Here is a 12,968-nt window from a genome sequence, read left to right as displayed (position 1 = left end):
GAAGTGCTGCCTGCGGTGGCTGCCAGTTTGCGAACAAAGCAACCAGTAGCCACAGCCCCGTTTTTCAACGGGAATTCTTCTGCCTGCTTTCCAGCGGCTAGAAGCGTATGGCGGCCGGTTTAGTTTTCACCGGCTCTTTCTTGTTTTATGTCTTTCCGATTTCCGGGCACCCCGGGGGCGGGCTGGCAAGGCTTGTGGCTGCTGCTCTTACTGAGCGTAGCTACCCTTGGCCATGCGCAAACGCCCTCGGAATGTGCTCTGTCGCTGAGCGGACGCGTCGCCGACCATGAGTCGCGGGCGGACCTGCCGGGAGCGACGGTGGTGGTGCTGGAAACGCAGCAAGCCACCCAAACCGACGCGGCTGGCAACTTCCATTTTCACCTTTGTGCGGGGCTCTACCACGTGCAGGTTTCCTTTCTGGGCTACCAAGCCGAGACGGTGGAACTGCGCCTGGAACGGGCATTGGTGCGCAACTTTCAGCTGCATCCTAATGCGGTGGCCCTGCGCGGCGCTACTGTGCGCGGTGAGCGGGTAGCTACTCCTGCGCAGCCTACCGCTACGCTCAGCGGGCAGGCGTTGCAGCAAACCCGGGGGCAGGCGCTAGGCGAGGCATTGCAGAAGATATCTGGGGTAACGGCCATACAAACTGGCCCCAGCATTTTCAAGCCGATGATTCATGGGCTGCACTCCAACCGCATCACCATCCTCAACAACGGGGTGCGGCAAGAAGGCCAGCAGTGGGGCCAGGAACACGGTCCGGAAATAGACCCGTTTATTGCGTCGCGCCTCACGGTAGTGAAAGGTGCGGCCAGTGTCCGCTACGGCTCTGATGCCATTGGGGGCGTGGTGCTGGTCGAGCCGAAACCCCTGCCCGATTCGGTAGGCATAGGGGGCGAGCTGAATCTGGTGGGCATGAGCAACAACGGACTCGGCGCTGCTTCGGGCACCGTGGAAGGCAAACTGCGCCGCCTACCGGCCTTCAACTGGCGGATACAAGGCACGGCCAAACGGGCTGGCACGATGCGGGCCCCTGGCTACTATCTCAAGAACTCCGGCTTTCAGGAGTATGACTTCTCGGCCGCCGCGGGCTGGCGCAAAGACAACTACGGCCTGGAAGCTTTCTACAGCCAGTATAACACCCGAATCGGGATTTTGCCGGCCGCACACGTAGGGAGCCCCACCGATTTGGAACTGGCTATTGCGCGCACTCGGCCGCTGGAAACGTCTGGCTTCAGCTACGACATCAGCCGAGCGTATCAGCAGGTGCGGCACGATGTGGCCAAGCTCACAGGCTTTCTGCAAACTGGTGACGTTGGCCGTTTGACTGCCACGGTGGCGCAGCAAACTGATTTCCGGGACGAATACGACAAGTTCCGGCCGCGCAACGACAACCTCGCTTCGCTCAACAAGCCGGAGCTGAGCTACACCAACCGCACCAGCACGGGCGAGCTACAATGGGAACATCACCGCTGGCACAACCTAACGTGCAGTGTGGGCGTGGCGGGCACCTACCAGTTCAACCGGTACGCGGCGGGCAGTCGGCAATTCATTCCGTTCTACACCAACACCACCGTTGGCGCTTTTTGGATAGAAAAATGGCAGCACAACAAGTGGCTGTTAGAAGCTGGCTTACGCCTTGACCGCCGCGACTTGCAAGTGAAGCGTGGCGACCGGGACAGCACCGGCAGTTTTTTCGTGGACCGTACCCGTTTTCAGTACACCACACCAGCAGCCTCGTTGGGGGCTACCTTCGACCCCTCTACGCACCTGACGCTCAACCTGGCAGCAGGCCTCACGCGCCGGGCACCGGCGGCCAACGAGCGGTATAGCGACGGTGTGCACAACGCGCAATATGAACTGGGCTATGACTTGGTGCCTGGCAATGGGCCTTTGGCACCCGAAACCGCCCTCAATATTGGGCTGACAGCCACCTGGCACGACAACCCACGCTTGAACGGCGAAATAACGGTGTACCAGACGCGCATCACCGACTTCATCTACCAGGTGCCTATTCTGCCGCCCGTTATCACCATTCGGGGTGCGCTTATCAGCTGGGAATACCAGCAGACGGATGCCACGTTCCGCGGTATCGACGTGGCGGGCACCTACCAGTTGGGGCCGCAGTGGCTGTTGGGCGCGAAAGGCTCCTTGGTACGGGCCCGCGACACGCGCCAAGACGAATGGCAGATTTTTATGCCAGCTGACCGGGCCGAAGCTTCGCTGCGCTATGACTTTGCCGACCAAGCCACTGCCCACCTTCGGCAGCGCTACGTGCAGCTAGGTGGCTACGCCGTGGCCCGCCAGACCCGCGTGCCCGACAACTACATCGAACGAGACTACAAGCTCCCACCGGCCGGCTACGCGCTGCTCGGGCTGGAAGCTGGAACCACTTTGTATTGGGGCCGACTGCCGCTGGAAATCAGCGTGGCTGGCTCCAACCTACTCAACCAACGATATCGAGACTACCTCAACCGCTACCGCTACTTCGCCGACGAAATGGGGCGCAACGTGACGCTGCGGTTGAGCTTAAAACTTTAGGATTCCACTCCTTCTCGACAAGACTTTCCTCATGAAATTCAAATTTATCTACCCCTTCGCCGCCGTTCTGGCCGCCAGCATTTTCTCTTCTTGCGACAAAAACGACAACGAGTCGGATGCCCCAATTGAGGCCAAAGAGGAAAGCTCGTTTACCCGTTTGCTTGTCACCGACAAAACCAGCAACACAGTCACGCTGCTGAACCCAGCCAAAAACGAACAAAGCACTTTCCAGTCGACGTACGGGGGCAGCACGGTGTATGCCACGCCCGCAGGGCGCTGGGCCACGGTGGTGAACTCCACCAACAACTTGGTGGAGTTCTTTGATACGGGTATCGAACTGCACGACGACCATGTTCACATCAAGGGCACGCCGAAATGGGGCCTCACCAAGTCGGCAGGCGCCAAGCCTAGCCACGTGCTGGCTTCACACAACAAGGTGAGTATTTTCAATGATGGAGATGCTTCCATTAGCTACGTAGAAGAAGACAAGCTCCACACGGTTCCGGCGCCAAGCGCTATTGCAACAGGAGCGGCGCATCACGGCGCCATGATTTTGTTTGACAACGGCAGCTACGCTGTGACCCACAAAAACAACACCGTAGCCGGCTCGCTGCCGGAGCAGGTGAAACTCGTGAACACGCAGGGCGCGGTGGTATCGGCTCCAGGCGTGGCAACGCAAGGCATCCACGGCGACGCCGGCGACGGGCAGCAAGCCGTGTTTGGGTCGTCGAGCGGGCTGTTGGTGGTGAAGCAAACCGGGGAGCAGCGCCTGATTCCGTATCCGGCCAGCGCGGGCTCCAACTGGCTGTCTACCATTTATTACGCCCAAAAAGCGCGCACGTTCTTGGGCTCACGGGCCGGATACGGCGTGTTCCGCATTGACCTGACCACCAACACTATTACGCAGATCGGCACATCCACTAAGCTGGCCCGCGTGGCTCTAGACCAGGAAGGTGAGCACCTGCTCGTGCTGGACGAAGACGGCACACTGACCGTGTTTGACGCCGCAACGGGTGCCCAAAAAGCCAGCCGCTCCCTCACCGGCCTGCTCGATACCAAAGCAGCCACTCCGTATCTGGCGGCCAGCCGCCGCTTTGTGTACATCACCAACGCACCCCAAGGCAAGGTGCACATGCTCAACAAAAACACCTTGGCCGACCAGCAAACCTTCACCGTGCCCGGCGAGCCGTTGCGGATAGCGTTTGCGGGCGCCGATGCAAGTGATGAAGACGGCCACTAGGCCCTGACCTTACCCAACGTGCTTCACTAGACCTTTTCAACACCTTTCTCTTCCATTCATTCTTCAGCTCATGCACACTCCCTTCAAGAATTCTCTGCTCCGCACTTCGCTGCTGGCACTGCTGGCCGCCGCTCCGTTGTTCAGCGCCTGCAACAACGACGATGACGACCCAACGCCCGACGACGACAACGAGCAAATCACGACTGTCACTTATACCCTCACCCCAGTTGGGGGCGGTACTCCAATATCGGTGACGTCTAAAGATGCGGACGGGGAAGGAGGCGCGGCTCCGGTTACGGGTACCCTCACGCTGGCGGCTAACACCACGTACACCGGGACTCTTACCCTGCTTGATGAAACCAAGAATCCGGTAGTAAACACTTCGGCTGAAATTCTGAAGGAGGCCGATGAGCACCTGTTCGTGTACACTTCCACTCCAGCCAACTTGCTGACCATCAAGCGTACTGATCGGGATTCTAAAAACCTGGAACTAGGACTGCAAACTAGCTTGATCACTACCGCTGCTGGCACGGGGGAGCTTAAGATCACGCTACGGCACCAGCCCGGCACCAAGAACGGCACGGAAACTCCCGGCGACACGGATGTGGAGGTGAAATTCTTAACCACTGTTAGATAACAAGGTGAAGCAACGAGTAGGCTAGGAAACGCGGCGGGAAGCGAGCCGCCCTGCCGCTTCCTTGCCTGCGTACTGCGGCTTCACCCTCTACCATATTGCGGGGCTGGCTGCAAACGGCTCCGCGCCATCTTCTCCTGGTTTGGTTTTGGAGAAACCTGAGGAAAGCTCCGGCCAGTGGTCGGAGCTTTCTTATTTTATAGGAAGTGCATCCCGAACGCTCATTTTTCGTTCATGTCTGCCTCCTTACCTTGTCATATGGTTCGTTATTCTTTGCTTTCTGCTGGCCTATTACTAGGGGGCGGAAGTGTTTTGGGCCAAGCGCCCTCCCCTACTCGCCCGGCTCGAGTGGCGCCAGCTGCTGTTCAGTCTACCACGGGCCGCGTAACCGATGCCAACTCCGGTGAAGCCCTGCCAGGTGCCACCATCTACTTCCCTGACCTCAAGCGCGCTACCGCCACCACGGCTGATGGCAGCTTTCAGCTAGCGAATTTGCCCAAGGGCCGGTTTCTGATGCAGGTGCGTTTTGTGGGCTATACCACCGTGGTCCAAACGGTAGAAACCGGCAACGGGCAGCCGCTGACCATAGCCCTCTCACCAGCCGCCACCGAAATTGGCCAGGTGGTCGTGACAGGGGTATCAGCTAGCACCGAGCTGCGCCGCTCGCCGGTACCTACCAGCGTGATAGACCAGACCCGGCTGCGCCAAACGGCCGCTACCAATGCCGTGGATGCCATTGCCCACACGCCGGGCCTGAGCCAGATTACCACCGGTGCGGCCATCAGCAAACCCGTTATTCGGGGCCTAGGCTCCAACCGGCTCGTAACGCTCAACAACGGCGCCAAGCAGGAAGGCCAGCAGTGGGGCGACGAACACGGCATTGAAATCGACGAATACAGCGTTGATCGGGTGGAAATCATCAAAGGACCTGGCAGTTTGCTATACGGCTCCGATGCCTTGGCGGGAGTTATCAACTTTCTGCCTCCCGAGCCGGTAGACGAAGGCCGGATTCTGGGGTCGGTGGCGGCCAACTACCAAACCAACAACTACCTACAGGGCTACTCGCTCATGAACGCCGGCAACCTGAACGGAGTGAACTGGATGGTGCGTGGCACGGGCAAGCTGGCCGGCAACTACCGCAACCGCTACGACGGGCGCGTGTACAACTCCGGCTTTCGGGAGCTAGATGGCAGCGGCTACGTGGGCGTAAACAAAAGCTGGGGCTACTCGCACCTCACGTTCAACTCCTTCAACCAGGAACTCGGGCTGGTGGAAGGCGACCGAGACTCCGTGTCTGGCAGATTTCTAAAGCAAGTAGCCGTTGGCCTCGACCCCAACGACATTGTAGGATTGCCCGTGACCGACAACGAGTTGCGCGGCTACGGCATTGGGGTGCCAAGCCAGCAGATCAACCACTTACGCATCGGCACCGACAATAGCTTTATTCTGGGGCAAAGCCGCCTGACCTTGAACGTAGGATGGCAGCAAAACCTGCGGCGCGAATTCGGCAACCCCGCCGACGACCAGGAAACTTCCCTCTACTTCCAGCTGCACACGGTTGATTATGCGGTGCGCTATTTTCTGCCTGAGAAGAACGGCTGGCAAACCACCGTGGGCGTGAGTGGCATGCGGCAGGAAAACCAGAACAAGGGCGTGGAATTCCTAATTCCGGCGTACGACTTGACGGATGGCGGTATGTTCGGCGTCACTAAGAAGACCTTTGGCAAGCTCGACCTGACCGGCGGCCTGCGCTACGACTTGCGCCGCATCACGGCCGACCGGCTGCTGCTCGACGATGACGAGCGGCCGGCCACTACGGGAGAAGAGAAATTTCCGGGGTTCCAAAGTACCTTCCGCAACGTGAGCGGCAGCTTTGGCGGTGCCTTCAGCGCCACCGATAAGCTGGTGTTGAAAGCCAACCTGGCCCGCGGCTTTCGGGCTCCGAATATTGCCGAACTGGGTTCGAATGGCCAACACGAGGGCACCATTCGCTACGAAATTGGGGAGCCAGGCTTGAAGGCCGAAACCAGCTTTCAGGTGGATGGCGGCGTTAGTTACATCTCCGACCATGTGGGCCTCTTTGTGGACGCGTTCCGCAACGGCATCAGCAACTACATTTTCCCGGCGCGCCTACTCAACGCTGGCGGCACCGCCGACTCGGTGGCTACCACCGGCGACCCAGTGTTCCGCTACGGCCAAGGCGATGCGCGCCTGGCTGGGGGCGAAATCACCCTGGACCTCCACCCGCACCCCTTCGACTGGCTGCACTTCGAAAACTCGTTTTCTATGGTGCGCGCCATTCAGTTCGACCAGCCCGCTGGCCAGAAGTATCTGCCCTTCATTCCCGCCGACCGGTTGCAGTCGGAGCTGCGGGTGAACTTCCGTAAGGTGGGCACCACGCGTTTGCGCAACCTATACGCCCGGGGCGGCGTGGAATACACCTTCGCGCAAAACCGGGTGTTCTCGGCCTTCGAAACCGAAACGCGCACACCCGGCTACACGCTAGTCAACCTAAGCGCGGGCTCTGACATAACCAATGGCCAAGACAAAACGCTGTTTTCAATCTATCTGACCGCCAATAACCTGTTTGATGTGGGGTACCAGAGCCACTTGAGCCGGCTGAAGTACGCAGCGTACAACCCCAGCAACGGCCGTAGCGGCGTGTTCAACCAAGGACGAAATGTGAGCGTGCGGCTGGTAGTACCGTTGAGTTTTAAGTAAATTTCAAACGGGTGTGCTAAAGTGAATCCCAAAGGAGCTTGCCGCGTTGCAGTAAACAACCTAGCACATCATGGCGGTTTCACTTTGTGTGAACCTGCGCGAAACGCTTGACTACTATGGCCCACACCCACCACGGACACGGACACGACCACCATCATCACCATGCGCCGCCAGCGGAGTTCGGCCGGGCTTTTGGATGGGGCATTGCCCTGAACCTGCTTTTTGTGGCTGGCGAAACGGCTGGCGGTTTGTGGGCCAACTCGTCGGCGCTGCTTTCCGATGCGGGCCACAACCTGAGCGACGTCCTGAGTTTGGCACTGGCTTGGGGGGCCACCTGGCTGGCTAAGCGCCGCGCCACTGAGCGTTTCACGTATGGCTACAAAGGCGCTACCATTCAGGCTGCCTTACTGAATGCGGCCCTGCTGTATCTGGCGCTGGGCTTTATTCTGTGGGACACCTTGGACCATTTGCGCCACCCTACGCCCGTGAATGGCACCGTGGTGATGGCGCTGGCTGGGTTGGGTATCGTGGTCAATGGCTTCACGGCCTGGCTGTTTCATAGCGGCCAAAAGGGCGACGTGAACGTGCGGGGCGCGTACCTGCACATGCTCACCGACATGCTGGTGTCCGTGGGCGTGGTAGTGGGTGGCGCGCTGGTGTATTTCACCGGGTGGATGTGGCTGGACCCAGCTATCAGCTTCGTGATTTTGGTGGTGGTAGGCTACAGTTCCTGGGGGTTGCTGCGCGAAACCATCCAGATGGCTTTACAAGCAGCCCCAGAAAGCATCGACATGGCGGCGGTACGGGAGTTTCTGTTGGCTCGGCCCGGTGTGGTAGGCGTCCATGATTTGCACGTGTGGCCCCTGAGCACGCAGGATACGGCCCTTACGGCGCACTTGGTACGGTCCAACAGCGGCAACAGCAACGAGTTTCTGGGAGAACTGCAGCACGACTTGGTGCACGCCTTCAACATCAGCCACTGCACCGTACAGCTCGAAGACGTAGCCCCCGCTATGGGCGCCCACGGCTGCTGCGACGAAAAGCCCGTTCCAGCGCGAAAATCCAAGCAGGAAGCGTGAAGCTAGCTTCTTGTGCTCTGAGGCGGGCTTCGCAGCAGGCCTTATGAAAGCGCAAGCCACTCAGGCACGAAGCCTCAGTTGCCCCCATGATAGGTATGCCGCCTATACAGCCGCCCAACGTGCTTCGTAGTCCGCAACAGCTGTACGCTGAACTGTAGATAGACTAGTTGGCGCGGGCAGGCACGGGTACTTTGGGCAGCCGAGCCAGGACTTCCAGACAAGCGCGCGTGTTGTGGTAGGGACACTTCCAGAAACCGGCTTTGTCTTCTCCCGTCATAGGAAGGTGCGTTGCCGTCACACCCCAAAGCCACTCGCCATGCGCGTAGTCGAGGAGATGGGTGCGGGTGAATTCCCACACCGCCTGAAATTGCTCGTAGAAACGGCGCTGCCCACTCACTTGGTAAGCGTTCAGCAGCCCAACCATGGCTTCGGCCTGCACCCACCAGTGTTTGTCTCGGTCCCCATGCTCCTGGGCAGGATCAAACTCGTAGTTGAGGCCGCCGTCTGTATCCAACCCACGCGTTGCAGTCGTTGCCATGTCAACGGCTACCCGCCGAAACTGCGTCACAAGGTCTTCGTTGCCTAGCACTTCGGCGGCTTCCAGCAACAGCCAAGAAGCCTCAATGTCGTGGCCGAACGAAACGAGGGTGGACTTCGGCTGCCACTGCTCGTCGAGGAACAGGTGCAACTGGTGGCTAGTCGGGTCGATGATATGCGCCTGAAACACTTCCAGTAGCTCTTGCGTTTGGGCGCGCAACTGTGGGTCGGGCCAGACGCGGTAGAGGTTGGTGTACGCCTCCAGAATGTGGAGGTGGGTGTTCATCGTTTTCTTCTCGTTGGCGTCTTTGTCGCTCAGGCGCAAATCGGCCAGCGGCGACCAGTCACGGGCCAGGGCTTCGAGGTAGCCGCCATGTTCCGGGTCGAAGCTGTGCTGCTCGATGGCGCGAAACAATGCCTGCGCGTGTTGCAACGCCCGTTCGTTGCCACTGGCCGCGTAATATTCACTTAGCCCATACACGGCGAAGGCCAAGGCATAAATCTGCTTCCGGGTATCCAGCGGCTGGCCCAGATAATCAACCGACCAGAATACCCCACCGTGCTCGGCGTCCAAGAAGTGTTTTTCCAAATACCCGAACGCCCGCGTGGCCAACGCTAGATGCGTGGGGTTGGGCTGCCGTCGGTAGGCCGCCGAGAACGTCCAGAGGATGCGGGCATTCAACACCGAGCCCTTCGGCGCCTGCGCCACTACGTTGTTCTCATCCGTTATCTGGCCGTAGAAGCCCCCATGCGCCGTGTCGAGCATGTGGGTGCTCCAATAAGTCAGAATTCGGTCTAGCTCTTCCTGAAATGCCTCCGCTTGTTGCATCATCACCTTTTACTCTCGGTCAGACTTGCTGCATGCAGCTTACAACTGCGCAATGGAAGTGCGGGCCTGCATTCCAACGTTAACGCTGTTGGCCTCCTGGTTGTGCGCAATCAAGGCCTCAATGGCTTGTACCGAAGCCGCGGATGTCAGGCCATCGGCGGGGTTGTGCTGCACATAATCCAGGAGCGTATCGATGGTGGAGGTGGCTACGTGCATGCGCGTATCGGAGGAGCCGTAGTAGATAAACACCTGCCCGTTGTCGTCGGCAATCCAGCCGTTGCTGAACACCACGTTGGAAACATCACCGACGCGCTCCTCTCCTTCCGGCGCCAGAAAATAACCGGCGGGCTTGTGCGTCACGCGGGTAAGGTCGTGGAGGTCAGTCAGGAACATATAGAGCACGTAGCGCAGGCCAGCGGCCGTGTTGCGCACGCCATGCGCCAGATGCAGCCAGCCAAGTGGGGTTTTCAGCGGCGTCGGGCCCTGCCCGTTTTTGGCCTCGTACACTGTGTGGTACTGCTTTCGGTCGATGACAGTTTCCTCGTGCACTTCGGCTTGCTCGATGGACTCAGACAGCCCGAAGCCGATGCCGCCGCCGCTACCAGCCTCAATAAAGCTGTCTTGGGGGCGCGTGTAGAAAGCGTATTGGCCGTCTACAAACTCGGGGTGCAACACCACGTTGCGCTGCTGGGCCGAGCGGGTTTTCAGGTCGGCCAGCCGTTCCCAAGTTATCAGGTCTTTGGTGCGGGCAATGCCGCACGCCGCTACCGCCGCCGACTGGTCGGCGTCCGGCGCGGCGGGGTCGCGGCGCTCGGTGCAGAACAGGCCATACACCCAGCCGTCTTCGTGGGCGGTCAGGCGCATGTCGTACACGTTGGTATCGGGCTCGGCGGTTTCGGGCAGCACCACTGGATGGTCCCAGAAGCGGAAGTTGTCGATGCCATTGGGGCTTTCGGCTACCGCGAAATACGATTTACGGTCGGTGCCTTCCACGCGGGCTACTAGTAGGTACTTGCCCTGCCATTTGATGGCGCCTGAGTTGAACACCCCGTTCACGCCAATCCGCTCTAGCAAGTATGGGTTGGTTTGCGGTTGAAAGTCGTAGCGCCACGTGAGGGGCACGTGGGCAGCGGTGAGTACCGGAAACTGGTATCGGCTGTAGAGTCCGTTGGCCATGGCAGACTCCTGGACTGGATTAGGGCGCGTCAGTAGGGCTTCGTGGGCGGTTTGCAGAGCCCGCACACGGTTTTCAAAGGAAAGCGTCATAGCGAAGTAAGTGATAGCCTAGCTAGGCCAGCATTGCGTGGTTGAGAGAGGAACAGGGGTGGGAGCGGCAGACAGCCACTGGGCGCAACAAGCCCGGGTAAGCGGGACGGAAGACTGGTCCACCGAATTCCCAACGGTGGACCAGCTGCCGGCAAGAGCAACAAGTTGCTCCCCGGCCCCCGTGGCCTACCGTTTCCCAGGCGGCAGACCATTCCCATCTTATAAAGCGTGCTTTAGTAATCAGCCAGTTTGTTCCACCAGGTTTTTTTCAGAATGAAGATTATCACGGCCAGCGCCAGCACCGTGAGCAGCAGCGGCAGCTTTTGCATCAGCAGCAGGTACATGGGCAAAACAGTCAGGCAGAGTTGGGCAATGATGCCCAACACCACGTTGAACATGTTGAGGCGGAAGTTGCGGTTGGGTTGGAAGCTCGGGTCTTCGGCCACCACCAGGGCGTTGATAGGTCCCCAGAAACCCCAGGGCCGCACGTTTTTGTAGAATGCCTTCAGCACGGTTTCCTCAGTGGGTGGCGCAGCGTACGTCCCGATGACCGAGCCTGCCAACGACAGCAGGAACAGCACGGGGAAGTAATAGAGAAACTCGATGCCCTCGAAAAAGCGCGTGAAAATCAGAGCCGACACGATGCCGGTGAGCATACCCCAGAAAAAGCCGGTAGCATTGAACCGCCACCAATGCCACTTCAGCACGTTGGAAGCAATGTAGCCGCCGTACAGCGCCGACACAATCCACTGCAAAACGCTGTTCACGTCTTTGGCCAGGAAGCCTAGCAGCACGCCTACGGCCACCACTACCACCCCTACCACGTAGTTCAGCGAAATAATGGTGCGGGTGGGTGCATTCGGGTTGATATACTTGAGGTAGATGTCGTTGACGATGTAGGCTTGGGCCGCGTTTACGGTTCCGCTGAACGTGCCCATGAAAGCGCCCAGCAACCCCGTCAGCACCAAGCCCAGCAAACCAGTGGGCAGGAAATTATTGATGGCCACCGGCAGAATCCGCTCGAAGTCGGTGGTGCCTTCCGGCCCCACAATGTTCATCTGGTTGTAGTAGAGCAAGCCCAGCACCGTCAGGCCAATCACCAGCGCGTAGCGAACAGGCAGCAGCACTATGGACACGAACCCACTCATCTTGCTGGCTTCCTCCGGCGAGCGGGTCGAGAGGATTTTCTGCATGTCGTAGTTCGGCGCGGGCCCCGCCAACGACGCGAAGATGCCCTTGAAAACCATCATCATGAAGAAGATACCAAACAGAGAATAGCCATCCGACTTGATTTTCTGATTAACCTCGTCGATGATGCCCGTCCAGTTCAACTCCAGCTTGGAGCCAAAAAACGGGGTGTCCCAGCCCGCTGGCACGTTCAGAGTTCTGCCCTGCAAATTCTGCCACGCAATAACGAAGATGGCCACGCAAGCCACCGTCATGATGGCGTACTTGATCATGTCGCCGAGCACGATGCTGTGCATGCCCCCCAGAATAGAGTAAAACATGGCGAACAGCGTGAAGATGATGCCGTACACGTGCGGCACGTACTGCGGCGCCACGCTGAAAGGCACGTAGCCCTGCACCATTTCCCAAGGCACGAAGATTTCAATGAACTTGCCGAGTCCCACAAAGCCGTACGCCAGAAATCCCAGGCAGCTTAGCAGCGCAAACGCAATAACCACTTTGTGCGAAGCCCCCACGCCCGGCCCCGAATTGCCGAAGCGTGTAGCCAGCCACTCGGCCCCGGTGGCCGCATTGGAGCGGCGCAGCCAGCGCGAGAGGTACATCATCAGAAACACCTGGTTGAACACCGGCCACAGCCACGGAATCCAGATGCTTTTCAAGCCATACACGAAGCACAAGCTCACCATCCACATGGTGCCGCTGATGTCGAACATATCGGAAGCGTCGCTCAGCCCGAGCTTGTACCAGGCCAGGCTTTTGCCGCCCATGAGGTAGCTGTCTTTGTTTTCGCGGGCTTTTTTGCGGTACCACAACCCGATAAACACGGTTGTGAGCAAATACGCTACAATAATGAGTACGTCAAGCAGGCGTAATTTCATTGGGTGGGAAGCGGCAAGGCACCTACGCTTTTCATGAAGGCATGCAGATACTAGAGGT

8 protein-coding genes are annotated in these 12,968 nt (G+C 59.0%); 5 read left to right on the top strand and 3 right to left on the bottom strand.

Features of this window, described 5'->3' with window-relative positions; genetic code table 11:
- Positions 1–147: 147 nt before the first annotated feature.
- The 5 genes from MTX78_RS01870 (at position 148) to MTX78_RS01850 (ending at position 8,212) form a co-directional block, all read left to right on the top strand.
- Positions 148–2,538 carry a TonB-dependent receptor gene (locus tag MTX78_RS01870; RefSeq protein WP_243799398.1) on the top strand — a complete coding sequence of 797 codons (2,391 nt, stop codon included), beginning with the start codon at positions 148–150 and terminating at the stop codon, positions 2,536–2,538.
- Between the two features lie 31 nt (positions 2,539–2,569).
- Complete coding sequence (locus tag MTX78_RS01865; protein WP_243799396.1) at positions 2,570–3,778, top strand: YncE family protein; 1,209 nt, start codon at positions 2,570–2,572, stop codon at positions 3,776–3,778.
- A 70-nt stretch (positions 3,779–3,848) separates the two neighbouring features.
- Positions 3,849–4,415 (top strand): hypothetical protein, encoded by a 567-nt coding sequence (locus MTX78_RS01860; protein WP_243799394.1) that lies wholly within the window; start codon positions 3,849–3,851, stop codon positions 4,413–4,415.
- A gap of 255 nt (positions 4,416–4,670) precedes the next feature.
- Entirely contained in the window at positions 4,671–7,133 is a 2,463-nt protein-coding gene (locus tag MTX78_RS01855; RefSeq protein WP_243799392.1) for a TonB-dependent receptor, read from the top strand.
- 116 nt (positions 7,134–7,249) lie between these two features.
- Entirely contained in the window at positions 7,250–8,212 is a 963-nt protein-coding gene (locus MTX78_RS01850) for a cation diffusion facilitator family transporter (RefSeq protein ID WP_243799390.1), read from the top strand.
- A 163-nt stretch (positions 8,213–8,375) separates the two neighbouring features.
- Here MTX78_RS01850 and MTX78_RS01845 read toward each other — a convergent pair whose 3' ends face one another.
- The 3 genes from MTX78_RS01845 to MTX78_RS01835 form a co-directional block, all read right to left on the bottom strand.
- Positions 8,376–9,581, bottom strand: coding sequence for an AGE family epimerase/isomerase (locus MTX78_RS01845; protein ID WP_243799388.1), 1,206 nt, complete (start codon positions 9,579–9,581; stop codon positions 8,376–8,378).
- Positions 9,582–9,617: 36 nt separating this feature from the next.
- Positions 9,618–10,844 (bottom strand): glycoside hydrolase family 130 protein, encoded by a 1,227-nt coding sequence (locus tag MTX78_RS01840; protein ID WP_243799386.1) that lies wholly within the window; start codon positions 10,842–10,844, stop codon positions 9,618–9,620.
- 233 nt (positions 10,845–11,077) lie between these two features.
- Positions 11,078–12,910: a sodium:solute symporter family protein gene (locus MTX78_RS01835; RefSeq protein WP_243799384.1), complete on the bottom strand. Its 1,833-nt coding sequence runs from the start codon at positions 12,908–12,910 to the stop codon at positions 11,078–11,080.
- Positions 12,911–12,968: the final 58 nt, after the last annotated feature.

This window comes from Hymenobacter tibetensis, assembly GCF_022827545.1.
GTDB classification, from domain to species: domain Bacteria; phylum Bacteroidota; class Bacteroidia; order Cytophagales; family Hymenobacteraceae; genus Hymenobacter; species Hymenobacter tibetensis.
Note: the sequence above shows the minus strand (reverse complement) of the source record. Positions and strands in the feature narration are given on the sequence as shown.

What these genes read in the sequence shown, in the direction of transcription:
- MTX78_RS01850 (WP_243799390.1), top strand. Translation starts at nt 7,250, where the DNA reads ATGGCCCACACCCACCACGGACACGGACACGACCACCATCATCACCAT.
- MTX78_RS01870 (WP_243799398.1), top strand. Translation starts at nt 148, where the DNA reads ATGTCTTTCCGATTTCCGGGCACCCCGGGGGCGGGCTGGCAAGGCTTG.
- MTX78_RS01860 (WP_243799394.1), top strand. Translation starts at nt 3,849, where the DNA reads ATGCACACTCCCTTCAAGAATTCTCTGCTCCGCACTTCGCTGCTGGCA.
- MTX78_RS01835 (WP_243799384.1), bottom strand. Translation starts at nt 12,910, where the DNA reads ATGAAATTACGCCTGCTTGACGTACTCATTATTGTAGCGTATTTGCTC.
- MTX78_RS01865 (WP_243799396.1), top strand. Translation starts at nt 2,570, where the DNA reads ATGAAATTCAAATTTATCTACCCCTTCGCCGCCGTTCTGGCCGCCAGC.
- MTX78_RS01855 (WP_243799392.1), top strand. Translation starts at nt 4,671, where the DNA reads ATGGTTCGTTATTCTTTGCTTTCTGCTGGCCTATTACTAGGGGGCGGA.
- MTX78_RS01840 (WP_243799386.1), bottom strand. Translation starts at nt 10,844, where the DNA reads ATGACGCTTTCCTTTGAAAACCGTGTGCGGGCTCTGCAAACCGCCCAC.
- MTX78_RS01845 (WP_243799388.1), bottom strand. Translation starts at nt 9,581, where the DNA reads ATGATGCAACAAGCGGAGGCATTTCAGGAAGAGCTAGACCGAATTCTG.